The 26,635-nt window shown below is 71.9% G+C and carries 24 protein-coding genes and 2 tRNA genes; 19 read left to right on the top strand and 7 right to left on the bottom strand.

Going from position 1 to position 26,635, the window contains the following annotated elements; translation table 11 throughout:
- Position 1: 1 nt before the first annotated feature.
- Positions 2-358, top strand: a complete 357-nt coding sequence (locus FGG90_RS07700) for a TraR/DksA family transcriptional regulator (RefSeq protein ID WP_094128433.1) — start codon at positions 2-4, stop codon at positions 356-358.
- 28 nt (positions 359-386) lie between these two features.
- Here FGG90_RS07700 and FGG90_RS07695 read toward each other — a convergent pair whose 3' ends face one another.
- On the bottom strand, positions 387-890 hold the full coding sequence (locus tag FGG90_RS07695; RefSeq protein WP_086517658.1) for a MarR family winged helix-turn-helix transcriptional regulator: 504 nt from the start codon (positions 888-890) through the stop codon (positions 387-389).
- Positions 891-992: 102 nt separating this feature from the next.
- On the opposite strand from FGG90_RS07695, the gene FGG90_RS07690 reads away from it, so the two are divergent.
- The 3 genes from FGG90_RS07690 (at position 993) to FGG90_RS07680 (ending at position 3,653) form a co-directional block, all read left to right on the top strand.
- Positions 993-1,064, top strand: a tRNA-Gln gene (locus FGG90_RS07690).
- 51 nt (positions 1,065-1,115) lie between these two features.
- Positions 1,116-2,642, top strand: coding sequence for a bifunctional UDP-N-acetylglucosamine diphosphorylase/glucosamine-1-phosphate N-acetyltransferase GlmU (gene glmU, locus FGG90_RS07685; RefSeq protein ID WP_094128436.1), 1,527 nt, complete (start codon positions 1,116-1,118; stop codon positions 2,640-2,642).
- Positions 2,643-2,675: 33 nt separating this feature from the next.
- Positions 2,676-3,653, top strand: a complete 978-nt coding sequence (locus FGG90_RS07680) for a ribose-phosphate diphosphokinase (protein WP_094128439.1) — start codon at positions 2,676-2,678, stop codon at positions 3,651-3,653.
- Positions 3,654-3,710: 57 nt separating this feature from the next.
- Here FGG90_RS07680 and FGG90_RS07675 read toward each other — a convergent pair whose 3' ends face one another.
- Positions 3,711-4,085 (bottom strand): hypothetical protein, encoded by a 375-nt coding sequence (locus tag FGG90_RS07675; RefSeq protein WP_094128442.1) that lies wholly within the window; start codon positions 4,083-4,085, stop codon positions 3,711-3,713.
- 158 nt (positions 4,086-4,243) lie between these two features.
- On the opposite strand from FGG90_RS07675, the gene FGG90_RS07670 reads away from it, so the two are divergent.
- Positions 4,244-4,684: a hypothetical protein gene (locus tag FGG90_RS07670; protein ID WP_133065149.1), complete on the top strand. Its 441-nt coding sequence runs from the start codon at positions 4,244-4,246 to the stop codon at positions 4,682-4,684.
- Between the two features lie 69 nt (positions 4,685-4,753).
- On the opposite strand, the gene gndA is transcribed toward FGG90_RS07670, so the two are convergent.
- Positions 4,754-6,208 (bottom strand): NADP-dependent phosphogluconate dehydrogenase, encoded by a 1,455-nt coding sequence (gndA, locus tag FGG90_RS07665; protein ID WP_094128448.1) that lies wholly within the window; start codon positions 6,206-6,208, stop codon positions 4,754-4,756.
- Between the two features lie 139 nt (positions 6,209-6,347).
- Here gndA and FGG90_RS07660 point away from each other — a divergent pair, with 139 nt between their 5' ends.
- The 4 genes from FGG90_RS07660 (at position 6,348) to mfd (ending at position 13,639) form a co-directional block, all read left to right on the top strand.
- On the top strand, positions 6,348-8,258 hold the full coding sequence (locus FGG90_RS07660; protein ID WP_094128451.1) for a gluconokinase, GntK/IdnK-type: 1,911 nt from the start codon (positions 6,348-6,350) through the stop codon (positions 8,256-8,258).
- Between the two features lie 170 nt (positions 8,259-8,428).
- Positions 8,429-9,073 carry a 50S ribosomal protein L25/general stress protein Ctc gene (locus tag FGG90_RS07655; RefSeq protein ID WP_094128454.1) on the top strand — a complete coding sequence of 215 codons (645 nt, stop codon included), beginning with the start codon at positions 8,429-8,431 and terminating at the stop codon, positions 9,071-9,073.
- Positions 9,074-9,330: 257 nt separating this feature from the next.
- Complete coding sequence (pth, locus tag FGG90_RS07650; RefSeq protein WP_094128457.1) at positions 9,331-9,918, top strand: aminoacyl-tRNA hydrolase; 588 nt, start codon at positions 9,331-9,333, stop codon at positions 9,916-9,918.
- 88 nt (positions 9,919-10,006) lie between these two features.
- Positions 10,007-13,639, top strand: coding sequence for a transcription-repair coupling factor (gene mfd, locus FGG90_RS07645; protein WP_094128460.1), 3,633 nt, complete (start codon positions 10,007-10,009; stop codon positions 13,637-13,639).
- Between the two features lie 186 nt (positions 13,640-13,825).
- Here the strand turns inward: mfd and FGG90_RS07640 are convergent, their stop codons facing one another.
- On the bottom strand, positions 13,826-14,896 hold the full coding sequence (locus FGG90_RS07640; protein WP_133065150.1) for a hypothetical protein: 1,071 nt from the start codon (positions 14,894-14,896) through the stop codon (positions 13,826-13,828).
- A gap of 314 nt (positions 14,897-15,210) precedes the next feature.
- Between FGG90_RS07640 and FGG90_RS07635 the strand changes: the two genes are divergently transcribed.
- The 10 genes from FGG90_RS07635 to FGG90_RS07590 all read left to right on the top strand — a co-directional run bounded on the left by FGG90_RS07635 (position 15,211) and on the right by FGG90_RS07590 (position 24,596).
- Positions 15,211-15,996 (top strand): nucleoside triphosphate pyrophosphohydrolase, encoded by a 786-nt coding sequence (locus FGG90_RS07635; protein WP_094128466.1) that lies wholly within the window; start codon positions 15,211-15,213, stop codon positions 15,994-15,996.
- 153 nt (positions 15,997-16,149) lie between these two features.
- Positions 16,150-16,785 (top strand): TetR/AcrR family transcriptional regulator, encoded by a 636-nt coding sequence (locus FGG90_RS07630; protein ID WP_094128469.1) that lies wholly within the window; start codon positions 16,150-16,152, stop codon positions 16,783-16,785.
- Positions 16,786-16,816: 31 nt separating this feature from the next.
- Positions 16,817-18,124 (top strand): histidine--tRNA ligase, encoded by a 1,308-nt coding sequence (hisS, locus tag FGG90_RS07625; RefSeq protein WP_094128472.1) that lies wholly within the window; start codon positions 16,817-16,819, stop codon positions 18,122-18,124.
- Between the two features lie 115 nt (positions 18,125-18,239).
- A complete protein-coding gene (eno, locus tag FGG90_RS07620) occupies positions 18,240-19,520 on the top strand; it encodes a phosphopyruvate hydratase (protein ID WP_094128475.1) in 1,281 nt (426 codons plus the stop codon).
- Between the two features lie 158 nt (positions 19,521-19,678).
- Positions 19,679-20,239: an FtsB family cell division protein gene (locus FGG90_RS07615; RefSeq protein WP_086516331.1), complete on the top strand. Its 561-nt coding sequence runs from the start codon at positions 19,679-19,681 to the stop codon at positions 20,237-20,239.
- Positions 20,236-20,751, top strand: coding sequence for a DUF501 domain-containing protein (locus FGG90_RS07610; RefSeq protein WP_063072557.1), 516 nt, complete (start codon positions 20,236-20,238; stop codon positions 20,749-20,751). Before FGG90_RS07615 ends, FGG90_RS07610 begins: the two co-directional genes overlap by 4 nt.
- Positions 20,748-21,995 (top strand): S8 family peptidase, encoded by a 1,248-nt coding sequence (locus FGG90_RS07605; protein ID WP_094128478.1) that lies wholly within the window; start codon positions 20,748-20,750, stop codon positions 21,993-21,995. Before FGG90_RS07610 ends, FGG90_RS07605 begins: the two co-directional genes overlap by 4 nt.
- A gap of 37 nt (positions 21,996-22,032) precedes the next feature.
- On the top strand, positions 22,033-23,520 hold the full coding sequence (locus FGG90_RS07600; protein WP_094128481.1) for an NAD(P)/FAD-dependent oxidoreductase: 1,488 nt from the start codon (positions 22,033-22,035) through the stop codon (positions 23,518-23,520).
- A gap of 123 nt (positions 23,521-23,643) precedes the next feature.
- A tRNA-Leu gene (locus tag FGG90_RS07595) sits at positions 23,644-23,721 on the top strand.
- 503 nt (positions 23,722-24,224) lie between these two features.
- On the top strand, positions 24,225-24,596 hold the full coding sequence (locus tag FGG90_RS07590; RefSeq protein ID WP_094128484.1) for a hypothetical protein: 372 nt from the start codon (positions 24,225-24,227) through the stop codon (positions 24,594-24,596).
- A 749-nt stretch (positions 24,597-25,345) separates the two neighbouring features.
- Here the strand turns inward: FGG90_RS07590 and FGG90_RS07585 are convergent.
- The 3 genes from FGG90_RS07585 to FGG90_RS07575 form a co-directional block, all read right to left on the bottom strand.
- Complete coding sequence (locus FGG90_RS07585) at positions 25,346-25,741, bottom strand: hypothetical protein (protein WP_094128487.1); 396 nt, start codon at positions 25,739-25,741, stop codon at positions 25,346-25,348.
- A gap of 70 nt (positions 25,742-25,811) precedes the next feature.
- A complete protein-coding gene (locus tag FGG90_RS07580; protein WP_094128490.1) occupies positions 25,812-26,300 on the bottom strand; it encodes an HIRAN domain-containing protein in 489 nt (162 codons plus the stop codon).
- A 50-nt stretch (positions 26,301-26,350) separates the two neighbouring features.
- On the bottom strand, positions 26,351-26,620 hold the full coding sequence (locus tag FGG90_RS07575; RefSeq protein ID WP_094128493.1) for a hypothetical protein: 270 nt from the start codon (positions 26,618-26,620) through the stop codon (positions 26,351-26,353).
- Positions 26,621-26,635 lie beyond the last annotated feature (15 nt).

The following is a 26,635-nucleotide window of genomic DNA, read 5'->3' as shown; positions in this document are numbered from 1 at the left end:
CGTGGCCGACGACGCCGCGTCCGCTCCGGCGGACCCGCGCGCGGCCCTCGCCGCGCTCCGGGCCGACACGCTCGCGCTCATCCGCGGCCTCGACCGGGACGTGGCGGCCATCGTCGAGGCGCGCCAGGACGCGAACTCCGACGACGAGCACGACCCCGAGGGCGCGACCCTCGCGTTCGAGCGCTCGCAGTCCGACGCGATGATCCGCGAGGCCCGCGTGCGCCTCGCGGACGTCGACGCCGCGGTCGCGCGCCTCGACGCGGGGACCTACGGCCGCTGCGAGGTCTGCGGCGAGCCGATCCCCGCGGGCCGGCTCGAGATCCGCCCGGCCGCGCGCCGCTGCGTCGCGCACGCCTGAGCGCGCGGCCTTCCACGGGACCCGCGGGTCAGGCCCCGTCGTCGTCGAAGTCGAGGATGAGCTGCTTGAGCAGCCCCGCCAGCACGTCGCGGTCGCCCGCCGCCATCGTCTCCAGCAGCTCGGCCTCCTCGGCGACGAGCCGCGTGATCGCCGTGTCGACCCGCGAGCGCCCCGCGGCCGACATGACGACGAGGATCCCGCGCCCGTCGTGCGGATCCGTCCGCCGCTCCACGAGCCCGCGCGCCACCAGCCGGTCGATGCGGTTCGTCATGGTGCCGGAGGAGACGAGCGTCTGCTGCAGGAGCGCCTTGGGGCTCAGCTGGTAGGGATCGCCCGCCCGCCGGAGCGCCGACAGCACGTCGAACTCCCACGACTCGAGCTCCGACTCCTGGAACGCGGAGCGCCGCGCGCGCTCGAGCAGCCGCGACAGCCGGCCGACCCGCGAGAGCACCTCGAGCGGGGAGAAGTCGAGGTCGGGCCGCTCGCGCCGCCACGCGTCGACGATGCGGTCGACCTCGTCGCGGCTGGGCATCCCCCCATCATGCCGGTCCGGCGGCCCCGGCCCGGTCGCCGGTGCGGGCCGCCCCGGGCACCTCTGGCAGACTCGACCTGCGCACGGCCGGGCCGTGAGCGGTCCGCCTTGGTGTAACGGCAGCACTTCAGCCTTTGGAGCTGTGAGGTCCAGGTTCGAATCCTGGGGGCGGAGCGACGCCATCCGGCCGCGCCGGACAGACGCTACGCAGATCAGGGAGATCGCATGACCGACTCAGACAGCACGCCGAGGACCCGCGAGATCCCCATCGTGACCGGCGAGCTCGACGTCGACGGCGAGCCGCGCAGCCCCTCCATCGCCGTCGTGATCCTCGCGGCCGGCCAGGGGACCCGCATGCGCTCGCGCCTCCCGAAGGTCCTGCACCGCCTCGCCGGCCTGCCGCTCGTCGGCCACGTGCTCGCGACGGCCGAGGAGCTGGGCGCGCGCCACATCGTCACGGTGGTCCGCCACGAGCGCGACCAGGTGGTCGAGGTCGTCCGCGAGCTCTCGCCGCAGGCGCTCGTCGTCGACCAGGACGACATCCCCGGCACGGGCCGCGCGGTCGAGGTGGGCATCACCGCCCTGCCCGACGGCTTCACCGGCCAGGTCGTCGTGCTCTCCGGCGACGTGCCCCTGCTCGACGCCGCGACGCTGCGCTCCCTCGTCTCCGCGCACCGCCAGGCGCGCAACGACCTCACGCTCCTCACCGCCCGCCTGCAGGACCCCACCGGCAACGGCCGCATCATCCGCGGCGAGCACGGCGCGTTCGAGGCCATCGTCGAGCAGAAGGACGCCACCGGCGAGCAGCTGCGCATCGACGAGGTCAACGCGGGCGTCTACGTGTTCGACGCCGAGGCGCTCCGACAGACCCTCGGCGCCATCGGCACCGAGAACGCGCAGCGCGAGAAGTACCTCACCGACGCGGCCGACGTGATCCGCCGCGCGGGCGGCGCCATCGAGGCCCTGCCCGTGCGCGACAGCTGGCTCGTCGCCGGCATCAACGACCGCGTGCAGCTCACGGCCGCGGCCACCGAGCTGAACGCGCGCATCATCCGCCGCTGGCAGCTCGCGGGCGCGACCATCGAGGACCCCCGCACCACGTGGATCGACGTGAAGGCCGCGCTCGCCGCCGACGTCACGATCCTCCCCGGCACGCAGATCCTCGGCGCCTCGACGGTCGCCGCGGGCGCGATCGTCGGACCCGACACCACGCTCCGCGACACCGAGGTGGGGGAGGACGCGGTGGTCCGCCGCACGGACGCGCAGCTCGCCGTCATCGGCGCCCGCGCCACGGTCGGCCCCTTCTCCTTCCTGCGCCCCGGCACGCGCCTCGGCGACGACGGCAAGATCGGCGCGTACGTCGAGACGAAGAACGTCGAGATCGGCGAGCACAGCAAGGTCCCGCACCTCAGCTACGTGGGCGACGCGACCATCGGCGCGCACACGAACATCGGCGCGGGGGCCGTCTTCGCCAACTACGACGGGCACGCCAAGCACCACACGGAGGTGGGCGACCACGTGCACCTCGGCTCGCGGAACGTCCTCGTCGCACCGGTTAGGATCGGTACGGGCTCCTACACGGGTGCCGGTGCCGTCATCCGCAAGGACGTCCCGCCCGGCGCACTCGGCATCTCGGTGGCGCCGCAACGCAACATGGTCGGCTGGACCGAGGCCAAGCGACCGGGCACCCCCGAGGCCCGGGCCGCCGTCGAGGCCGCCGACGGGCGGGCGGACGACGCGTCCGACGCCTGACAACACCGAGCAGCACTGACGAAACGGAGTCCCGTGTCCGCAATCAAGACTGCTGGTGAGAAGCGGCTCGTGATCGTCTCCGGTCGAGCCCACCCCGAGCTCGCCGAGCAGATCGCGGAGGAGCTCGAGACCACCCTCGTGCACACGGACGCGCGGACCTTCGCCAACGGCGAGCTCTACATCCGGTACGACGAGAGCGTGCGCGGCAGCGACGCCTTCGTCATCCAGTCGCACACGGCGCCCATCAACGAGTGGCTCATGGAGCAGCTCATCATGGTCGACGCGATGAAGCGGGCCTCCGCCAAGCGCATCACGGTCGTCGCGCCGTTCTACCCCTACGCGCGCCAGGACAAGAAGGGCCGCGGCCGCGAGCCGATCTCCGCCCGCCTCGTCGCCGACCTCTTCAAGGCCGCCGGCGCCGACCGCATCATGTCGGTCGACCTGCACGCCGCGCAGATCCAGGGCTTCTTCGACGGCCCCGTCGACCACCTGTTCGCGATGCCCGTGCTCCTCGAGCACATGCGCTCCGTGCTCGACTCCAAGACCCTCACGGTCGTCTCGCCCGACATGGGCCGCGTCCGCGTCGCCGACATCTGGAGCGACAAGCTCGGCGCCCCGCTCGCCATCATCCACAAGCGCCGCGACCCGAAGGTGCACAACCAGGTCACCGTGCACGAGATCGTCGGCGACGTCTCGGGCCGCGTCTGCCTGCTGGTCGACGACCTCATCGACACCGGCCGCACCATCGTCTCGGCCGCCGAGGCGCTGAAGAAGAACGGCGCGACGGGCGTCGTGGTCGCGGCGACGCACGCCGTCTTCTCGGACCCCGCGACGCAGATCCTGAACAGCCCGCACATCGACTCGGTGGTGGTCACGGACTCGCTCCCGATCCCCGAGGAGAAGCGCTGGGACAAGCTCACGGTGCTGCCCATCGCGCCGCTGCTCGCCCGCGCGATCCACGAGGTCTTCGACGACGGATCCGTCACGAGCATGTTCGACGGCGCGGCCTAGGCCCGAGCGCCCACGCCCACGCCGCCGCCGCGTCCCGCGCGGCCGGCGGCCCCGGGATCAGTCCCGCGAGTTCCGCTCGACGACCTCGCGCGCGACGCGGCCCGAGGGGATGAGCCCGAGCGACGTGATGTGCTCGTCGCCGCCGAAGGCGTACCTCGTGTAGCACTCGTAGCCCACGACGCCGGGCCCGAACAGCTGGAACCGCACCTCGTAGGAGGGGGAGTCGGGGCGCTCGAAGGCGACGAAGTCGGCGCACGCCATGTCGGCCGTGTTCGCGCCGACGCGCACCATGGTGACGACGCCGGGGAGCAGCAGGCTCACGATCCCGACCACGACGACGACCCGCATCACGAGCAGCGTGCGCCTGCTGCGCAGGCTCCGCGGGCGGTGCGGCTCGTAGCCGGCCAGCTCCGGGTGCTCGTCGTCGTCCATCCGCCCCAGTCTGACAGAGGAGCGCAGCCGAGCGGATGCCGCGTCGTGTGCACACGTGTGAGGCATCCGCGCGTGGAGGGCGGAGGCGCGCCTACCCTGCCGGCGACCGCGGCGCACGGTCCGCGGCCTCCCTGGAAGACGACGGAAGGACGAGAGCGATGAGGAATGCCACGCGCGCGGCGGCGATGATGCCGGCCGCGCTGCTCACGATCGGGCTGGGGGTGACGGGTGCGGTGATGGGCCCGGCGACCGCCGCGCACGCACAGCCCAACTACCGCGTGTGCGGGGTCTACAACTCCGCGACGGGCGGTAACTACGGCACCGGTCTGGTGGCGAAGATCTACAAGGACGACGAGAACAACGAGACGTGCTCCCAGAAGCTTGACTTCATGCGCGCGTACTACGACCAGGCCTACCCCACGTCGAGCGGCCGCCTCTCCTTCGTCATGGTCACGTGCGAGCTCTTCGACACCCGGGTCGGGGCGGAGGGGGGATCGGACCTCTGCCGGGACATGGACGTCAACCTGATCTACAAGTACACGTCGAAGTACGACGCCAAGTACCCGGGCGACGCCGGCATCTCCTTCTGGCACAGGTGACCGTCCCCTGACGTGCGCGAGCCCGCCGGTCCTCGACCGGCGGGCTCGTGTCGTGCGGGGGAGACGCGCCTAGTGCGTGTCCTCCGCCTCGACCTCGGAGCGGTCGCCGGACCACAGCGTGTGGAAGGTGCCCTCCTTGTCGGTGCGGTGGTACGTGTGCGCGCCGAAGAAGTCGCGCTGGCCCTGCACCAGGGCGGCGGGCAGGCGCTCGGAGGCGAGCGAGTCGTAGTAGCTCAGCGCCGACGCGAAGCCGGGCACCGGGATGCCGGACAGCGCGGCGACCGAGACGACCCGGCGCCAGGCCTGCTCGCCGTCGGCGACGGCCTTGGCGAAGTACGGGTCCTCGAGCAGCGTCGCGAGGCCGGAGTCCTTCTCGTACGCCTCGACGATGCGGTTGAGGAACTGGGCCCGGATGATGCAGCCGCCGCGCCAGATCTCCGCGACCTTGCCCTTGTCGATGTCCCAGCCGTACTCCTTCGCGCCGGCGATGATCGCGTCGAAGCCCTGCGCGTACGCGACGACCTTGCTCGCGTAGAGCGCGGCGCGGACGTCGTCCTCGAAGGTGTCGCCGCCCGACTGGATCTCGGGACGGCTCGTGATGGTGGCCTGCACGGCCTTCCGCTGCTCGGGCTTCGAGGACACGGCGCGCGCGAACACGGCCTCCGCGATCCCGCCCACCGGCACGCCGAGGCCCACCGAGTTCTGCACCGTCCAGACGCCCGTGCCCTTGGATCCGGCCTGGTCGACGATGACGTCGACGAGCGGCTTCCCGGTCGACGCGTCCTTCTGCCGGAGCACCTCGGCCGTGATCTCGATGAGGTACGACTCGAGGTCGCCCCCGTTCCACTCCTCGAACACGTCCGCGATGGCGTCCGGCTCGTGGCCGCCGACGCGGCGGAGGAGGTCGAACGACTCGGCGATGAGCTGCATGTCGGCGTACTCGATGCCGTTGTGGATCATCTTCACGAAGTGGCCGGCGCCGTCGGTGCCGATGTGGGTGACGCAGGGCTTGCCCTCCGCGACCGCGGCGATCGACTCGAGGATCGGGCCGAGAGTCTCGTACGCCTCGGCGGTGCCGCCGGGCATGATGCTCGGCCCCTTGAGCGCGCCCTCCTCGCCGCCGGAGATGCCGGCGCCGACGAAGTGGAGGCCCTTCGCGCGGACCTCCTTCTCGCGGCGGATCGTGTCGGTGAACAGCGCGTTGCCGCCGTCGACGATGATGTCGCCCTCCTCGAACGCCTCGGTGAGCTGCTCGATGACGGCGTCGGTGCCGCGCCCGGCCTTGACCATGATGATCGCGGTGCGGGGCCGCTGGAGCGACGCCGCGAACTCCTCGATCGAGGTGGCGGCGACGAAGCCCGCCTCGGGGTGCTCCTCGACGAGGTCGGTGGTCTTCTGGGTGGTGCGGTTGTACACGGCGACCGTGTTGCCCTCGCGGCTCGCGAGGTTGCGGGCGAGGTTCGACCCCATCACCGCGAGCCCCACCACGCCGATGTTGGCCGTGCCCTGCTGGTCATCTGACATCTGATGCCTCCTTGTCGACAGTCGTCCTCAGGCTACGCCCGGGCCCCCGACCGTCAGCGGGGCGTCGGGGAGCGTCTCGTAGGATGGATGAGCGCACCCGCACGGAGCGCCGCACGAGTTCCTCACCGAACCGCAGGGAGTGATCCGCATCGACGCCGTCCGCCCGTTCCCGCCCGTGATCGTGATGGGGGTCTCCGGCTCCGGGAAGTCGACCGTGGGCGAGATCCTCGCGCAGGACGCCGGCGTGCCCTTCCTCGACGGCGACGACCTGCACCCCGAGTCGAACCGCCGCAAGATGGCCGAGGGCCACGCCCTCGACGACGACGACCGCCGCCCCTGGCTCGAGGAGGTGGGCCGGGCGCTCGCCGGACGTCCCGAGGGCGGGCCCGTCGTCGCGTGCAGCGCGCTCAAGCGGGACTACCGCGACATCCTCCGCGCGGCCGCGCCCGACGCCGTCTTCGTGCACCTCGCCGGCGACCACGACCTGCTCGCCGAGCGCCTCGGTGGCCGCGAGGGCCACTTCATGCCGTCGAGCCTCCTCGCGTCGCAGCTGCGCACGCTCGAGCCGCTCGGCGACGACGAGCAGGGCATCACCCTCGACATCACCGACGACCCCGTCGCCCTGGCCGACGCGGCCGTGCGGGAGCTGCTCCCGGGCGGGCGCACGGCGTCGCCCGGTCGCCTCGACGACGAGCCCGCCGCCTCGACGGAGCCCGCCGCCGCGGTGCCCGAGGCCGACGTCCCGGCCCTCGTGCGGGAGGCGCGCTCCGACGAGGACGTGCCGCGCGCCGACGTCGCACGCGCGGCCACCGGGGACGGCGCGCCCGCCGCCGCCGTGCACGAGCCCATCCGCGTCGCCATCGTCGGCTGCGGCGTGATCGGCACGCACCACGCGCGCGTCCTCGCCGAGCACCCCGACTTCCGGGTCGCGGCCCTCGTCGACGTCACGGACGCCACCGCGCAGGAGCTCGCCGACGTGGTCGTCGACGAGCTGCGCGCCGAGCGTCCGCGGGTCTTCGCGCGCCTCGGCGACCTCATCCGCGAGGACGCCGCCGAGCTCGTCGTGATCTGCACGCCGAGCGGCCTGCACATCGGCCTCGCCGAGGAGGCGCTCGCCGCGGGCCTGCACGTCGTCATCGAGAAGCCGCTCGACGTCGACCTGGCGCGCGGCCGCCGCATCGCCGAGCTGGCGCGCGAGGCCGCCGGGCGGGGGATCCTCTCCACGGTCATCAGCCAGCACCGCTTCAACCCCTCGAGCGTCGTGGTCGACCGGGCCGTGCGCTCGGGCCGCCTCGGCCGCCTCACCTCCGCGGTCGCGAGCGCGCCGTGGTGGCGCAGCCAAGGCTTCTACGACTCCGGCCACTGGCGCGGCACGTGGGACCTCGACGGCGGCGGCGCGCTCATGAACCAGGGCGTCCACACGCTCGACCTGCTCGTCTCCTACCTCGGCCGGCCGGTCGAGGTGTACGCGCAGACCGCGCTGCTCGCGCACGACGGCATCGAGGTGGAGGACGTCGCGGTCGCCGTGATCCGCTTCGCCTCCGGCGCCCTCGCGACGCTGCAGGCGACGACGGCCGGCTACCCCGGGCTCGACACGCGCGTGCAGGTGCAGGGCACCCGCGGATCCGCGGTCATCGAGGCCGGATCCCTCACCTACTTCCACGCGGCGCCCGAGTCGGGCGTGCCCGCGCAGGCGGACGTGCGCAACGACGCCGAGCTCGAGATGCACGACGCCGACCTGCCGCGCTCGCCGCGCCTCGACAACACCTACCTCGAGGGCCACTACCGCCAGTACGACGACATCGCGGACGCGCTGCGCACCGGCCGGCCCGCGGGCGTCACGGTCGACGACGCGTTCCTGTCGCTCGCGACGGTCGTCAGCGTCTACGTCTCGGCCACGCTCGGCAGCCCGGTCGCGTTCGAGGACGTCGTCGACGGCGTGCACGACGGGCTGCGCCTCCGCGTGGGGCAGTCCACGCCGCCCGCGCCGGGATCCCCGGCGCCGGCCGCCGCCGTCGACCCGTCGACCGGGGACGCGTCCGTCCGGTAGCATCGGGGGTTGAACTTCGGCGAGGGATCGCGGGAGCCGTGCGCGAGCACGGCGGCGGTCCGTTATCGACGCGGTGGACGGGGCTCGCACCTCATTCCTCACGCGCAAGCGTTCGAGCAGACGACACACACACGACGCGAGCCCTCACGGGCCGCACTAGGAGCGACACCATGGTTGACAACAACCTCACCGCGGAGCTGCGCACGCAGTTCGGCAAGGGCGCGGCCCGCAAGATCCGCGCGATCGGCAAGATCCCCGCGGTCATCTACGGCCACGGCACCGACCCGCAGCACGTCACGCTGCCGGGCCACGAGCTCATGCTCATCATCCGCAAGGCCAACCAGATCATCACGCTCGACATCGAGGGCACGCCGCAGCTCGCGCTCGTGAAGGACGTCCAGAAGGACCCCGTGCGCCAGATCATCGAGCACGTCGACCTCATCGTCGTCCGCCAGGGCGAGCGCGTCGAGGTCGAGGTCCCGATCCACGTCGAGGGCGAGTCCTACCCCGGCACGATCCACAGCCTCGAGTACACGTCCATCACGGTCGACGTCGAGGCCACGCACATCCCCGAGAGCTTCGTCGTCTCCATCGAGGGCTTCGAGGAGGGCACGCAGGTCCTGGCCGGCCAGGTCACCCTGCCCGCCGGCGCGAAGCTCGTCACCGACCCCGAGACGCTCGTCCTCGCGGTCTCCGTGCCCCAGCTCGACCTCACGACCGACGCGGTCGACGAGGACGTCGTGGCCGAGGGCGACGCCGAGGTCGGCGTCACCGACGAGGGCGCCACGGGCGACCAGTCGGGCGACGACAAGTAGCACCCGCCGCGGCCCCGGCCGCGCACGCATCACCAGCACGACAGCACGACAGCACCACGGAGCCCGTCGGCCGCCGTCCGGGACACCGGCAGCGGCCGGCGGGCTCCGCGCATCCGCCCGGATGCACCGACCTACCGAGGAGTGCGCGTCCGAGGGATGCGCACGACGAACCGAGAAGAGCGCGTCCGAGGGATGCGCACGACGAACCGAGAAGAGCGCGTCCGAGGGATGCGCACGACGAACCGAGGAGAGCGCACGTGGACGACCGGACCCTGCTCGTGGTCGGCCTCGGCAACCCCGGGCCGGAGTACGCGGGCACCCGGCACAACGTCGGGCAGATGGCGCTCGACGTGCTCGCCGACCGGATGCGCGCCACCTTCCGCTCGCACCGCGCCAACGCGCAGGTCGCGGAGGGACGTGCCGTGCCCGGCGGGCCGAAGCTCATCCTCGCGAAGCCCAGCTCCTTCATGAACCTGTCCGGCGGCCCGGTCGCGAACCTCCTCAAGTACTTCTCTCTCGAGGCGTCCCAGCTCGTGGTCGCGCACGACGAGCTCGACATCCCGTTCGACGCGATGAAGCTCAAGCAGGGTGGCGGGCACGGCGGCCACAACGGGATCCGCGACATCATCTCCTCCGCCGGGACGGGGGACTTCATGCGCGTGCGCATCGGCATCGGCCGCCCGCCCGGCCGCCAGGACGCCGCCGACTTCGTGCTCAAGCCCTTCTCCTCCACCGAGCGGCAGGTGCTGCCGAACGTGCTCGAGGACGCGGCCGACGCCATCGAGATGATCGCATCCGACGGCCTCATCGCCGCGCAGCTGCGCTTCCACACCGCCGCGTCCTGATCCGCGCGCCGGCGTCCGCCCGATGTGGGTCCGTCCGCCCTCGGCGGACGACGCCGGTCGTGTCGGCGGCGGCGCGTACGATCGTCGGGTGATCCTCCAGGGCTTGATCCCGGCGCTCTCGCGCGCCTCCACGTTCGACGACGCCCTCGCATCGGCCTCCCGCGACGCCGACTTCTCCCTCACAGAGGGGCTCCAGGGGCCGCTGCTCGCGGGGCTCCTGCGCCAGCGCATCCAGCGTGGCATCCCGGGGTGCCTGCTCGTCGTCACCGCCACCGGCCGGGAGTCGGAGGGCATGCGCCGCAGCCTCGACGCCGTGCTGCCGGACGCCGAGATCCTCGAGTTCCCGGCCTGGGAGACCCTGCCGCACGAGCGCCTCAGCCCGAGCGCCGAGATCGTCGGCAAGCGCATCCACGCCCTCCGCCGCATGGAGCAGTGGCACGCCGCGCTCGGCCAGGGGGCCCGCGAGGTGCCGGCCGACCAGGTGCGCCCGCTCGTCATCGTCGCCTCGGTGCGGGCGGCCCTGCAGCCCGTCGCCGACAACCTCACCGAGCTGCCGCCCGTGCAGCTCGCCACCGGAAGCCGCGGCCACGACCTGTCCGAGCTCGCCGTGCGCCTCGTCGACCTCGCGTACTCGCGCGTCGACATGGTCACGCGCCGCGGCGAGTTCGCGGTGCGCGGCGGCATCCTCGACGTCTTCCCGCCCGTCTCCGACCACCCCGTCCGCGTCGAGTTCTTCGGCGACGAGGTCGACCAGATGCGGCCCTTCGCGGTCGCCGACCAGCGCTCGCTCGAGGAGACGGTCGACTCGGTCGAGCTGCCGCCGAGCCGCGAGCTGCTGCTGAGCGCGCCCGTGCGCCAGCGCGCCCGCGAGATGCAGCACGAGTTCCCCAACCTGCAGCAGATGCTCGCCAAGATCGCCGAGGGCATCCCGGTGGAGGGCATGGAGTCGCTGGCGCCCGCGCTCGTCGACAGGCTCGTCCCCGTCACGCACTACCTGCCGGTGGACGCGGCCATCGCCGTGGTCTCGCCCGAGCGCGTCTCCACGCGCGCGCAGAGCCTCGCCGACACGAACCGCGAGTTCCTCGACGCCGCGTGGAACGCCGCCACCGCGGGCGCGCAGGCGCCCATCGACCTCGCGTCCGGCGACTTCCTCTCGCTCGGCCGCCTGCGCGATGCCCGCGGCCCGCGCCGCTGGTGGACCCTGTCCGGGTTCCAGGCCACCGACGTTCTGCCGGAGGACCTCGGCATCGACGAGGTCATGACCGTCCGCATCGACGCGGATCCGGTGCCGAGCTTCGCGGGCAACGCCGACGGCGCCATCGAGCACGTGCGCGAGCGCCTCGCGGCCGGGTGGAGCGTGGGCGTCGTGGCCCAGGGATCCGGCCTCGTCGAGCGCGCCGACACCGTGCTCCGCGAGGCGGGCGTGCCGGCCCGCGTGGTCGAGGAGTTCCCCGCCGCGCCCGAGCCCGGCATCGCCTACCTGCTGCGCTCGGCCATCGACGCGGGCTTCGAGATGCCCGAGGTGAAGCTCGCGCTCCTCACCGAGAGCGAGTTCTACGGGCGCGCCGCCGGCTACGACAGCCGCCAGGTCAAGAAGCTCGCCACCCGGCGCAAGAACGTGGTGGATCCGCTGCAGCTCAAGACCGGCGACCACGTCGTGCACACCACCCACGGCATCGGGAAGTTCGTGGAGCTGACGCAGCGCGAGGTCTCCTCGGGCGGCCGCAACGCGGTGAAGACCCGGCGCGAGTACCTCGTGATCGAGTACGCGCCCTCCAAGCGCGGCTACCCGGGCGACAAGCTCTTCGTGCCCACCGACCAGCTCGACCTCCTCAGCCGCTACGTCGGCGGCGAGGAGCCGGCCCTCAGCAAGATGGGCGGCAGCGACTGGGCCGCGGCCAAGGGCAAGGCGCGCCGGGCCGTCCGCGACATCGCGGTCGAGCTCGTGAAGCTGTACTCCGCGCGCATGGCGTCGCGCGGGCACTCCTTCCCCCCGGACACCCCGTGGCAGCGCGAGCTCGAGGAGGCGTTCCCCTTCATGGAGACGCCCGACCAGCTCACCGTCATCGACGAGGTCAAGCGCGACATGGAGAGCCCCATCCCCATGGACCGCCTCGTCTCGGGCGACGTCGGCTTCGGCAAGACCGAGATCGCCGTGCGGGCCGCGTTCAAGGCCGTGCAGGACGGCAAGCAGGTCGTGATGCTCGTGCCGACGACGCTCCTCGTGAAGCAGCACTTCGAGACGTTCTCCGAGCGCTTCGCCGGGTTCCCCGTCCACCTGCGCCAGCTCAGCCGCTTCCAGACCGACAAGGAGTCGCGCGAGACCGTCAAGGGGCTCGAGGACGGCTCCGTCGACGTGGTCATCGGCACGCACCGCCTGCTCACGGGCAGCATCGCGTTCAAGGACGTGGGGCTCGTCATCATCGACGAGGAGCAGCGGTTCGGCGTGGAGCACAAGGACGCGCTGAAGAAGCTCAAGGCCAACGTCGACATCCTCGCGATGTCGGCCACGCCGATCCCGCGCACGCTCGAGATGGCGGTCACGGGCATCCGCGAGATGTCGACGCTCGCCACGCCGCCGGAGGACCGGCACCCGATCCTCACGTTCGTGGGCCCGAACAGCGAGAAGCAGATCGCCGCCGCGATCCGCCGCGAGCTGCTGCGCGAGGGCCAGGTGTTCTTCGTGCACAACCGCGTGTCGAGCATCAACCGGGTCGCGTCCGAGCTCGCGGAGCTCGTGCCCGAGGCGCGCGTCGCCGTGGCCCACGGCAAGATGAGCGAGGCGATGCTGGAGCAGGTCATCGTCGACTTCTGGGAGCGCAAGTTCGACGTGCTCGTGTCGACGACCATCATCGAGACCGGCCTCGACATCGCGAACGCGAACACGCTCATCATCGACCGGGCCGACAAGTACGGCCTCAGCCAGCTGCACCAGCTGCGCGGGCGCGTCGGCCGCGGGCGGGAGCGCGCGTACGCGTACTTCCTCTACGACGCCGACAAGCCGCTGTCCGAGACGGCGCACGACCGGCTGTCCACCATCGCGGCGAACAACGAGCTGGGCTCGGGCATGCAGGTCGCGCTCAAGGACCTCGAGATCCGCGGCGCCGGCAACCTGCTGGGCGGCGAGCAGTCCGGCCACATCCAGGGCGTCGGCTTCGACCTCTACCTGCGGATGATCGGGGAGGCCGTCTCCACGTTCCGCGGCGACGTCGCGGAGGGGCAGACCGAGCTCCGGCTCGAGCTGCCGGTCGACGCGCACATCCCCGAGGAGTACGTGGACAGCGAGCGGCTGCGCCTGGAGGCGTACCAGAAGCTCTCGACGGCGGCCTCGCCCACGGCGACCGACGACCAGATCGACCGGGTCATCGAGGAGCTGTCCGACCGCTACGGCGAGCCCCCCGTCGAGGTCGACAACCTGGTGCGGGTCTCGCGCCTGCGTCGCGTGGCGCAGCGGGCCGGCCTCAGCGAGGTCGTCGCGATGGGGCCGAACCTCCGCATCGCGCCCGCGGACCTCGCCGACAGCAAGCAGGTGCGCCTCCAGCGCATGTACCCGGGCAGCAGGCTGTTCGCGCAGACCAACGCCGTGACGGTCCCGCTGCCCAAGCGCGACGGCGAGCCGCTGCCCGACGCCGAGCTCGTGGACTGGGTGCGGCAGCTGCTCGACGCCGTCTTCACGGTGGAGCCGGCGCCGGCCGCGAAGGAGTCGGCGCCGAAGGCGTGATCGGCGGCCGCCGCGCGCCGACCGCCGACGCGTCGGTCGGGGCATCGCCTCAGGGGCTGCCACTGGTGACGGTGCGCTCCGCTGCGCATCCCGTGCCGATCACGAGGTCTTGGCCGTCGGAGGAGCCGGCGTGCCGGAGTCCCGGCAGGGTCAATCGCGCCCGGACATCCGAGCGTGGACCTTGTCCTACCTTCTGAACCGCAGCGTGCGCATGGTGCTCCGCTCCTCCCGCTCTCGCACCTCGATCTCCCTGATGCGCTCCGCCGCTCTCCGTTCAGCTTGCATCAGGTCGTTGAAGCAGATCCTGGCAAGGGCGGTCGATAGGGAGAGCTCCCGCAGGCGCGACTCCGGCATGAAGATCTTGTGGAACAGCGTTGGCAGGAGGAGTGCCAGAGCCGAGGTGAAAGCCAACGTCCAGACAGGCGGAGCCTCGGGCTGCGCCACGAACAGGCACAGGCTGAACAGCGCGGCCAGCACGGCGTACATCCCGTAGAACCCCGCCCTCGCTCCCACCCTCCGGATCCGGGGGCTCGCCACGAGCGAGGCTGCGCTGGCGTGCGCCAGGAAGCTGAGATTCAAGAACGCCGCCAGAAAGGAGAAGGCGAAGTTGAACATCCTCACCGATGGCGCGGCATCGAATACCGCCGCGGAGGCGATCGCGAGAGGTGCGACGTGAGCGGCTATCGCGAGGTACACGAAGGCCCTCCGTCTCGACCGGTGGAGAAGTCCCCGCAGCTGGATCTGGATGCGCGCCAAGTCGGACCGCGCACGCAGGAGCTGAGTGTCTCGGTCGGCGACGTTGAAGCGACCGACCTCGATGCCCAACGCCCAGCAGATCACGGTCATGGGTAGCACGACCACCAACGACGGTCGGGCCATCGCATCCACGCAGGCCGCGCCTATCGCGAACACAGCGAGCACCATCGCGGCCATTGCTACAAGCAGCCCGACCACACCCATGCTGCGACGGACCCGTGCCCGGTGGTCCGCATTGTCGAACGACGACTGCCCACCCAATGAGATCCCGTACAACACGAGAGCCACTGCCGTGTAGGCCAGGATCCCGGTGACGGTCGTTTCGCCGAGCGCTGTCCCGCCGTTCGCGACCCAGTCGAATCGTGGTGATCCATCGCTGCCTGGATTCGTCGGAAACGACGCTATCGAGCTACCGACCCAGAACACCCCGGCGATGAAGGCTCCGGCCGTCAGGTGCAGCAGCAGTCGCGGTATCGGTATCGGTGCATTTCGTTCAGCCATCTGTCCCGGTGGTCCCGTCGCTCGTAAGGAGGAAGGCTACCCACTGCTGAGAGGCGCGTCGGCGTGAGCCTCGGACCTTGATGCGGATCGGAAGTCGTGGTGTGATCCCGGCCGCTCCGGGCTCCACGGGCGGGTCTGGTGCCCGGCGTCGAGGCAGGTCGCGACGAGGCTCGCGACGAGTCTCGTCGGGACAGGCCGTCGAGTGCCACCAGGGCCAGGAGGCACACGTCCGGAGGCGAGGGTCTCGAGCAGCCGGCGGAGCTCACGGCGATCGGACCGGGAGGAGGCCGAACAGCCGGTGCGAGACTGGCGGGATGAGCGAGCCCGCGATCCCGTCCGCATCCGCCTCCGATGCATCCGCCTCCTCCGCTCCGGCCGACGCCGACGCCGTCGCCGCGCTCGCCGACGCGATGGCCGTGCTCCGCGCGCCCGACGGCTGCGTCTGGAACCGGGAGCAGACGCACCGGAGCCTCGTGCCGTACCTGCTCGAGGAGAGCCACGAGCTGGTCGAGGCGATCGAGACCGACGACGTGCCGGGCATGCGCGAGGAGCTCGCGGACGTGCTGCTGCAGGTGGTCTTCCACGCCGACATCGCCCGCACCGAGGGGGAGGGCTTCGACCTCGCTGACGTCGCCCGCATCGCGACGGAGAAGATGGTGCGCCGCCACCCGCACGTGTTCGGCGACGAGCGCGCCGACACCGTGGAGGAGGTCCTGCGGGTCTGGGGCGCCGCCAAGGACCGCGAGAAGTCGGCGCGCACGAGCGTGCTCGACGGGATCCCGCGGGCGCTGCCGTCGCTCGCGCTCGCCGACAAGCTGCTCGGCCGGGCGGAGCGCATCGGCCTGCTCGACGCGGGCGCGCCCGCCGCGATCCCGGTGGACGACGAGGACGACCTCGGGCGGCTGCTGCTCGCCGTCGTCGTGTCGGCGCGGTCGCGCGGGCTCGACGCGGAGCGCGCGCTGCGGACGACGCTGCGCTCGCTGACGGACGAGATCCGCGCGGCCGAGCCGGAGCGCCCGGGCGACGCGGGGGAGCACGGGACGGCGGACGGCGCAGCGGCCGTCGGCGATCCGGACCCCGACGCGGGCCGGAGCGCGTAGGCGTCGTCCGGCCCGCGGGGGCGCCGTCCGGGATTTACCCGATCCCGGGGCGCCTCGTCCACCGCATCCACCCGAAGGAGACGGCGGACAGTCCAGGCACCCACACCGTACGGGTCTTCGCCGAGCGTCCATCACAAGCGTTATGGTGAGGCGGTGGCAGCCCCGGATCCGCATCGCCGCCAGGACCTGCTGGCCCACATCCTCGACCACCTCCGCGCGCATCCGCTCCAGTCGGTGACCTTCCGCGGCCTCGCGGACGCGCTGGGCGAGAGCACGTTCGTGCTCGTCTACCACTTCGGCACGAAGGAGCGGCTGCTGGACGCGGCGATGGAGGCGATCGACGCGCGTCAGGCGGAGATGGTGGAGGGCGACCCCCGCACGATCCCGGCGACCGAGCTCCGCGCGTGGGCGACGCAGGCGTGGCGGTGGCGCCTCACCGACGTCAACCGCGACTTCCAACGGCTCGAGTTCGAGGCCGCGCTCCTCCGCACGCGGGACGGCATGGTGCGCCCGCACGCCATCGCGAGCGTCGCAGCGTGGCGGCGGTTCGGCCTCGAGTGGATGGTCGCGCACGACGTGCCCGAGGACGTCGCGGTCGACACGGCCGACCTCCTGCAGGCCGGGTCGTACGGCCTCCAGTTCGACTTCGTGATCTCGGGCGACCGCGTCCGGGCCATGCGCGGCTTCGAGGCGCTCGTCGACGCGTTCGTCCCGCGGATCCGCCCCTGGCTCGACCTGCCGGACCGCCCGCGCGCGCCCGGCTCGCCAGACCGGCACCGTGACGACTGACCGGCACCGCGCCGCCTGACAGAATCGGGGGATGCCCCAGCAGATCACGCCGCCCCGCGGCATGCGCGACTTCCTGCCCGCCGAGAAGGCCCGCCGCGAGCAGGCGCTCGCCATCATCCGCCGCACCTACCGCGCGCACGGCTTCGACGAGATCGAGACGCCCGTGGTCGAGGAGTCGGGCCGGCTGCACGCGGGCCTCGGCGGCGACAACGAGAAGCTCGCCTACTCGGTGCTGAAGCGCGGCCTCTCGGGCGACGACCTGCACGCGGCCGCCGACGCCGGCGACGTGCTCGCCCTCTCCGACCTCGGGCTCCGCTTCGACCTCACCGTGCCGCTCGCGCGGTTCTACGCCTCCCACCGCGCGGAGCTGCCGGGCGTCTTCCGGTCGATCCAGGCCGCGCCCGTCTGGCGCGCCGAGCGCCCGCAGAAGGGGCGCTACCGCCAGTTCATGCAGTGCGACATCGACGTCATCGGCGAGGCCGGGCAGCTGGCCGAGGTCGAGCTGATCTCCGCCACCGCGGCCACGCTCGCGGCCCTCGGGCTCACGGGCTGCACGATCCGCGTGAACGACCGGCGCCTCCTCGCGGGCATCCTCGACTCCTGCGGGTTCGCGGCGGAGCGCCAGGCGCAGGCGCTCATCAGCATCGACAAGCTCGACAAGATCGGCGCGGCCGGCGTCGTGGCGGAGCTCGCCGAGGGCGGGGCGGATGCGGCGGCGGTGCTGGGCGGGATCCTCGAGCGCATCGAGCCCGCGCTCGCCGACGGCGGCGTGCCGCTCACGACCGCGGCGATCACCGGGATCCTCCCCGCCGGCGTCGACCCCGACGCGGTCGCCGACCTCGAGACGCTCGCGGAGGCGCTCGTCGGCCTGCCCGAGGGCGTCACCCTCCGCTTCGACCCGACGCTCGTGCGCGGCATGGGCTACTACACGGGCACGATCTTCGAGATCGCGCACCCCGCGTCCGGCAGCTCGGTGGGCGGCGGCGGCCGCTACGACGGGATGATCGGCCGCTTCCTCGGCCAGGACGTGCCGGCGGCCGGCTTCTCCATCGGCTTCGAGCGGATCGTCGACCTGGCCGTCCTGCCCGCCGCGGAGGAGGCCGACGCCATCGCGCTCGTGCACGACCGGCGGACCCCCGTCGCCGTGCTCGCGCGCCTCAAGGCCGAGCTCGTCGCCTCCGGCCGACGCGTGCGGCTGGAGCCGCGGCCGAAGAACGTCGCGCCGCTCCTCGAGGCGCTCAAGCAGCAGGGCTTCCGCACGTTCGCGGCCGTCGACGCCGACACGGCCGACGCCGCGAGCCTCCAGGAGCGCCCGCTCGACGGCGGCCCGCGCGGCTGATCCGTCACCTGCGCGACACCTGCGCGGGGGCGCCGCCGCCCGCGGCCCGCGAGGGGCCCGCGGCTAGGATGGACCCGACTTCCCACCCCCCACCGCAACGCAAGGAGACCATTCCGTGGCAGCCATCGAAGCAGTCAACGCACGCGAGATCCTCGACTCCCGGGGCAACCCGACCGTCGAGGTCGAGGTGCTCCTCGAGGACGGCACGTTCACGCGTGCCGCCGTCCCGTCCGGCGCCTCCACCGGCGCGTTCGAGGCGTACGAGCTGCGCGACGGCGACGCGGGTCGCTACCTGGGCAAGGGCGTCCAGAAGGCCGTGGCCGCGGTGCGCGACGAGATCGCCCCCGCCATCCAGGACCTCGACGCGGCCGACCAGCGCATCATCGACGCCACGATGATCGAGCTCGACGGCACCGAGAACAAGTCCCGCCTCGGCGCGAACGCGCTCCTCGGCGTCTCCCTCGCGGTGGCGAAGGCCGCGGCCGACTCGGCCGAGCTGCCCCTCTACCGCTACCTCGGCGGCCCGAACGCGCACACGCTGCCCGTCCCCATGCTGAACGTCATCAACGGCGGCTCGCACGCCGACACCAACGTCGACATCCAGGAGTTCATGATCCTGCCCGTCGGCGCGTCCACCTTCTCCGAGGGCCTGCGCTGGGGCGTCGAGACGTACCACGCGCTCAAGAGCCTGCTGAAGAAGAAGGGCCTGTCCACCGGCCTCGGCGACGAGGGCGGCTTCGCCCCGAACCTCGACAGCAACCGCGCCGCGCTCGACCTGCTCATGGAGGCCATCGAGTCCGCCGGCTTCACGCCCGGCAAGCAGATCGCGCTCGGCCTCGACGTCGCGTCCAGCGAGTTCTACTCCGACGGCGCGTACACGTTCGAGGGCCAGAAGGTGGACGCGGCGCACATGACCTCGTACTTCGCCGACCTCGTCGCGTCCTACCCCCTCATCACCATCGAGGACCCGCTGGACGAGGACGACTGGGCCGGCTACGACCACTTCACCGCCGAGCTCGGCTCCAAGGTGCAGATCGTCGGAGACGACCTCTTCGTCACGAACCCGAAGCGCCTCGCCGACGGCATCACGCGCGGCGTCGCCAACTCGATCCTCGTCAAGGTCAACCAGATCGGCACGCTCACCGAGACGCTCGACGCGGTCGCCCTCGCGCAGCGCAGCGGCTACACCACCGTGCTGTCGCACCGTTCGGGCGAGACCGAGGACACCACCATCGCCGACCTCGCGGTCGCGGTGGAGGCGGGCCAGATCAAGACCGGCGCCCCCGCCCGCAGCGAGCGCGTCGCGAAGTACAACCAGCTCCTCCGCATCGAGCAGGACCTCGGCGCCGCCGCGGTCTACGCCGGTCGCGGCGCCTTCCCGCGCTTCCAGGGCTGATCCGCCTGGTCCGCCCGCGCCCACCGGGGCGGGCGGACCGGCGGCGCACCACCGACGACGCGGCGGGGCGGCGGGCCACGAGGCCCGACGCCCCGCCGCCGCCGTCCCGCACCACCCGCACCACCGACACCGCACCACCGATGAACGAAGGAGGACCGATGGCCCGCTTCCCCGGCCTCGACGCCCTCCGGTCCCGCCGGTCCGAGCGCCCGCGCACCGAGCGCGTCCCCGTCGCCCTGCCGGACGGCGACGCCCCCGCCGGCAACTGGCTCCGCAGCATGCGCTTCTCCGGGTTCTCCGCGATGGTGCTCGTGCTCCTCGTCCTCACCGTCGTGGTCCTCGCGCCCGGCCTCCGCATCTACCTCGAGCAGCGGCAGCAGCTGAGCAGCCTGCAGAGCGCGGTCGACGCGCAGAAGCAGACCATCGCGCAGCTCCAAGACCAGCGCGCCCGCTACGACGACCCCGCCTTCCTCAAGGCGCAGGTGCGCGACCGCCTCTTCTACGTGATGCCCGGCGAGACCAGCTACCTCGTGCGCGGCCTGCCCGCGACGGGCGGCCAGGCGGCGGCCACCACGCCGGACGGCGCCCCCATCAGCGACGACCTGCAGGAGACGAAGCAGGACTGGGTCCAGGCCCTCCTCGGCTCCGCCCTCACCAGCGGGCTCAGCGACACCCCGCCCGACCAGCTCCAGGGATCCGTCCAGGGAGGCGACCAGTGACCCGACCCCCCTTCGACCCGCCCTCCGAGCGCGACGTGCGCGTCGTCTCCGCCCAGCTCGGGCGGCCCGCGCGCGACGTGGTCGGCATCGCCGCGCGCTGCGTCTGCGGCAACCCCACCGTGGTGAGCACGGCCCCGCGCCTCAGCGACGGCACGCCGTTCCCCACGCTCTACTACCTGTGCCACCCCGCGGCCACCGCGGCCATCTCGCACCTCGAGGCCGAGCACGTCATGGCCGAGCTGCAGGACGACCTCGCCGAGGACGAGGCGATGCGCGACGCGTACGCCGCGGCCCACGCCTCGTACCTCGCCGACCGCGAGTCGATCCTCGTGGTGCCCGAGCTCGCCGGCGTCTCCGCCGGCGGCATGCCCGTGCGCGTCAAGTGCCTGCACGCGCTCGCCGGCCACGCGCTGGCGGCCGGGCCGGGCGTGAACCCCATCGGCGACATCGCGCTGGCCCGCGCCTCCTGGTCGCCGGACGTCTGCGAGTGCGCCGACCACGACGCCGCATGATCCGCGGCGCCGCCCGCGGGGTCGTCGTCGCCGCCCTCGCGCTGGCCTCCGTGCTCGCCGCCGCCTCGCCCGCCGTCGCGGATCCGGTACGTGAGCGGGAGTACTGGCTCGCCGACTACGGCGTCCAGCGCGCCTGGAGCACGACGCGCGGCGAGGGCGTGAAGGTCGCCGTCATCGACACGGGCGTCGACGCCTCGGTCGCGGACCTGCGCGGCGCGGTCGTGGGCGGCACGGACGTCTCGGGCGTCGGATCCGCGGACGGCACACGCCCGGTCGGCGCCTCCAGCGAGCACGGCACCATGGTCGCGTCACTCCTCGCCGGCCGCGGCACGGGCACCGGCTCCGGCGTGATCGGCGTGGCCCCGGCCGCGAGCATCCTCAGCGTCTCGGTCGCGCTCGGCGGCCCGACCCCGGGCGCGCGCGACGAGGACGCGCAGATCGCCGACGCCGTGCGCTGGGCCGTCGACAACGGCGCGAGCGTCATCAACATGTCGCTCACGCGCAACTCGCTCGACTGGCCGGAGAGCTGGGACCGCGCCTTCCTCTACGCCTACGAGCACGACGTCGTGGTGGTCGCCGCGGCCGGCAACCGGGGGAGCGGCACGACCGAGGTCGGCGCGCCCGCGACGATCCCCGGGGTGCTCGCGGTCGCGGGCGTCGACCGGTCGGGCGCAGCCAGCTTCGACGCGTCGTCGCAGGGCATCACCATCGCGGTCGCGGCGCCGAGCGAGCAGCTCGTGGGCGTCGCGCCCGGCGGCGGGTACGTGCAGTGGAGCGGCACCAGCGGGGCGGCGCCGCTCGTCTCCGGCGTGGTCGCGCTCGTGCGGGCCGCGCATCCGGAGCTGAAGGCCGACGACGTGGTCGAGCGCGTGCTCGCCACCGCACAGCAGAAGGGGCAGCCGGAGATCTACGGCCGCGGGCTCGTCGACGCGGCCGCCGCCGTGACCGCCGAGGTCGCGCCGGCCAGCGGGAAGCCGCTCGGCGACCTCGAGGAGTGGGTGCGCCTGTACCGCCGCGCGCCCGTCGCGACGCCGACGCCCGAGGCCGGCGCGACGGCGGATCCCGCCCCCACGGTGCCCGCGGACGCCGCGCCAGCCGACCCCGCGGCCGACGCGCTGCCGACCGTCGGCGCGCTCCGCCAGGTGGGTATCCCGGCCCTCGTCCTCTCCCTCTTCGCGGGCGCGGCGGCGGCGCTGTCCGTGCTGGCGGTCCGGCATTTCAGACGGCTGCTCCGGAGGGAGTAGCCTGAATCCGACCACAATCTGCAGGGAGTCATCCATCGTGCCCAAAATCCTGATCGTCGGCGGCGGCTACGCCGGTTTCTACACGGCATGGAAGCTCGAGTCGCACCTCCGATCCGGCGAGGCCGAGGTCACCATGGTCGACCCGCTGCCGTACATGACGTACCAGCCGTTCCTGCCCGAGGTCGTCTCCGGCTCCATCGAGCCGCGTCACGCCGTGGTGTCCCAGCGACGCCACCTGCGCACCACGAACGTCGTCACCGCCAAGGTGACGGGCATCGACCACGCGTCGAAGACGGCGACCATCACGCCGCCCGTGGGCGAGCCGTACGAGTTCTCCTACGACATCATCGTCGTCACCGCGGGCAGCGTCTCGCGCACGTTCCCGATCCCGGGCGTCGCGGACGAGGCCATCGGCCTCAAGACCATCGAGGAGGCCGTCGCCATCCGCGACCGCATCTTCGCCAACTTCGACCGCGCGGCCACGCTGCCGGCCGGCCCCGAGCGCGACCGCCTCCTCACCTTCGTGGTGGTCGGTGGCGGCTTCGCGGGCATCGAGGTGTTCGCCGAGATGCGCAGCATCGCGACCGACCTCGTGAAGAAGTACCCGGAGATCGACTTCGAGGACACGCACTTCCACCTCATCGAGGCGATGGGCCGCATCATGCCCGAGGTGTCGCTCGAGACCAGCCACTGGGTGCTGAAGAACCTCGCCGAGCGCGGCGCGCTCGTGCACCTCGACACGCAGCTCAAGTCCGCCGTCGGCGGCGTCGTCGAGCTGTCGACCGGCGAGTCCTTCGAGTCCGACGTCATCGTCTGGACCGCGGGCGTCATGGCCAGCCCCATGCTCAAGAACACCGACCTCCCGATCGAGGAGCGCGGGCGCCTGCGCGTGCGCGCCGACGGTCGCGTCGAGGGCGACGACGGCATCGTCGCGGACGCCTGGGGCGCCGGCGACGTGGCGGCCACCCCCGACCTCACGGGCGGCGGCGTCGGCGGCTTCTGCGTGCCCAACGCGCAGCACGCCGTCCGCCAGGGCAAGCTCATGGCGAGGAACCTCACCGCGAGCCTCCGCGGCGAGGGCATCACCGACTACTTCCACAAGAACCTCGGCGCCGTCGCGGGCCTCGGTCTGTACCAGGGAGCGTTCCAGTCCGGCAAGCTCGGCATCACCGGCTTCCCGGCGTGGGTCATGCACCGCGGATACCACGGCCTCGCGATCCCGTCCTTCGAGCGCAAGGCGCGCGTCGTCACGGGCTGGCTGAACAACCTCGTCTGGGGCCGCGACATCGTCTCCCTCGAGGCGCGCGAGACCCCGCGCACCGCGTTCGAGACGTTCGCGTCGCGCCCGCGCCCCGCCGCGGACGCCGCTCCGGCCGCGCCCGCGAAGAAGGAGGAGGCGCCTGCCAAGAAGGCCGCCGACGACAAGGCCGATGCGCCCAGCGAGGGCGAGAAGTCCCCGGCTCTCGCCGGCAGCTACAGCTCCGCGCCCAGCGCGGAGACCAAGGACGAGGACCGCACGGCCTGATCCGCGTGACGCCTTAGCTCCACCGACTACGGCCCGCAGGCACCAGCCTGCGGGCCGTCGTCATGCCCGGGCGCACCGCGGATGCCAGCCGACCGTAGGCTGTCGGGAGCGCCTCGGCGCCATGCCCCCGTAGTCCAATTGGCAGAGACGGGCGACTTAAAATCGCTACAGGTCAGGGTTCGAGTCCCTGCGGGGGCACCATCTGCGAGGCGCTTGCAGACCCGAAATGCCGGGGAGTAGGGGCATCGGGGAGACGCCCGAGTCGGCGCGTGTCCACACTTTGCGGACTCCTGACGCTGTGCGGGCGTGATCGAAGGCTGCTCAAACGGCGTCGAGGTCGTCGTTGACCTCGTGGCGGGTCCGGACAGGGAAACCCTGCGCAGCGTCATCACGAACACTCCGACCACGGCGACCCCGCCGATGTCCAATGCCCTGCGGCTACCCGCCGTTTGCGATTCCCCATGTCTTACACAGTGAGCGCTTCGCACGACACTGATGCCCCCTGGGCGGCCCCACCTCAGGGGCGGCCGGGGGGGCAATCGGCGTTTGGAGCCTAGTCTCGGGTTATGAGCCCCGTCGCCTCCGTCTGCCCCGTGCATGGTCCATTCATCTCCCGCGCGTTCCAAATTAACGGGCCCCACACGCTCGAGCTGTCGCAGAATCTAGAGGACTGCCCTGTCCCTGGTTGTGGCCGCACTGGACGGATGATGGACGGCACCTATTCGTTCGACGCCGACGGCGTAGCGACAGCCATCACCGCTCCCCAGTGGAGCAGAGATGCTCTCGACTCCGTTCAGACCACCCTCGCCCACCTACAGAAGGTGCTCGCCAACCCCGGAATCCGCGACGAGGTCGCCGAGGAATTCGGGCTGGAGACAGAGGGCAAGCTCCTCGCACAAGACGACCCTCTGGCGGGAGCGATCGCGGAGAAGATCCAGGGCAAGCCTCGCGTCGAAAAGCTCGCACTAGTGAGGAAGATCATTGACTACGTCAACAGCCTTCGTGGCCTCGCTCGTACTGCGGAGTGGGCGCACGAGAACGTGTTGCCATGGATCGAGCAGCTCTTAAACCTGTAGCCCAGCCCTCATCGATCTCGGGCGGCTGCGACTCGTAACGCACGACCTCTTGGATCTCCGGAGGACCGGGATTAGGCGACACTCGATCTGGCGGCACTCGGCCGTGCTGGGCAGGTATCGGACTACGAATGACTCATGCGGCGCATGATCCGATAGGAGCTGCGTGAGCAGCTGCTCTCGCTCGTCGCGGAAGCGCTGGCCGCTGATCGGGCGGCAGCCGCGGAGCGGGATCCATCGGCAGTCTCCGTACGAGCTCCCGCCGTCTTGACTGTGATCGAAGTCGTGGCCCTCGGGCGTAATCATCCCGACACTGTGCACCTGGCGCTCGCGACCGGCACTCTTCATGAGCGGCAGCAACGGACACGGGGAAGTGGACCATGCGGCGGTCTTGTGTCGACGCTTAGATCCTTGCGTCGCCCTACGCGCACAAAATCCACGTGACCCCACTAGTACGTCCGCGGGCCAAGGGCGAGTCACCAGGAGCGACGCCCTCGGCGCCACCTCTCAGGAGGGACGTCGGGGGCTTCTGCTGTTTCTGGGCGCCTACTCGTCGGCGTCCTCGACTTCGGTGTCCTCGGGGTCGTACAGGTCTTTGTTCGCTTCGATGACTCAGTCATCCCATTCGGTGTCGCGCATGTGGTTCTCCATTCCTCGTGGAGGGGGAGGTGTGTTGTCCGCCCTCGGCTTAATACCAGCGGCCGGATGCGTCAGGAGTTCGGAGGTGGAGAGCGCCACTTGTACCCATCTGCTCAGACCTCGGTGCAGTTCTCGCCGTAGGACGGGTGGCCGGCGAGCACGAAGCTGGTGCCGTCCGCCTCCATGACGGACACGTGCGTCACGCCCGGGATGGCCTTCGCCTGCTCGCACAGGTCGAGCGCCTCGAGGGCTTCGGGGCTGCCGTCCTCACCGCGGGGGTCGACGATCGTGGTGTCGAGCTGGAGTCGGCCGGGCTCGGTCTCGGTGGCGGCGGTGACGGATCCGCCGACGAGTGCCTGGGCGGCGGTGGCGATCTCGGAGTCGGCTGCAGGCGCGGACGTGGCAGGGGCTGAGGCGGCGGGTTCTTGTGTGGCCTCGGTGGAGCAACCGCTGAGGCCGGCGGCCAGCAGGAGCGCGAGGACGGGCAGGGCGAGGGCTGTTCGAGTCATAGGTCCTCCTGAGTCCCGTCGAGCGTACGGAGTCGGGAGGAGGGCGCCCAGGCCCCTGTTCGGGTCCCTGTCAGCTGGTGGCGGCGACGTGCGCGCGCAGTCCCGGCAGGGTGGGGAGATCGGCCCAGAGCTTGATCGACGCGTCTGTGGCCGCGGCCCCGTTGACGAGATAGGCGTCGGCGCCTAGACGATCGAGCAGGGGGGCCAGCCCGGCTGCCTTGGTGGTGGAGGTGTAGCCGAGGTGCCGGCCCTTCCCGTAGACCGCGACCGCATTGCCGTCGACGCGGTTGTCGGGCTCGCGGACGAGGAGGTACTGGGTGCCGCCGTAGACCTTCCGGTCCCGTTCGGAGCAGACGTACGTGCTGCCGACGATGCGGAAGCGACGGGCCTCGAGGCTACGCAGGTCCACGATGTGCAGCTTGTTCACGTGCAGGTCGGCGCGGCGTCGGGCTGTGGCCTCTCGGGGGACGCCGACGGTCTTGACCACGACGCGCGGTGCAGGCGCATCCGCCATCAGCTTCGTCGTCCTCGGCTTCGTTAGCCATGCCCACAGTCCCATGCTCGGAGCGTAGGTGGGCGGAGAGGCTGCAGACCGCCCCAGATCGGGGTTCAGCTCAGGAAGAGGGCCAGGACAGCCGCCACAAGGGCGAGCGCTGACATCCCCGCGCTGACCAAGGTGAGGGCGTGGGTGCGCCGTGACAGCTTCACGCCCTCGTCAGCGAGGCGCTGGCTTGCCTCCGTGGCTCTCTCTCGCGATCGTCGATCGAGCTCCTCGACGTAGTACCCGGTCCCCACGACCGTGTGCGTCGTGTGCTCGTCGTGCTCCTTGATCAGCTGTTCGTCTGTCATGGCGCGTAGGGCGCTGATGGATCGGCTCATGTTGGGGACCCTACG

Source organism: Clavibacter michiganensis subsp. tessellarius, assembly GCF_021922985.1.
In the GTDB taxonomy this organism is placed as follows: Bacteria; Actinomycetota; Actinomycetes; order Actinomycetales; family Microbacteriaceae; genus Clavibacter; species Clavibacter tessellarius.
This window is presented reverse-complemented; position numbering and strand designations above follow the sequence as displayed.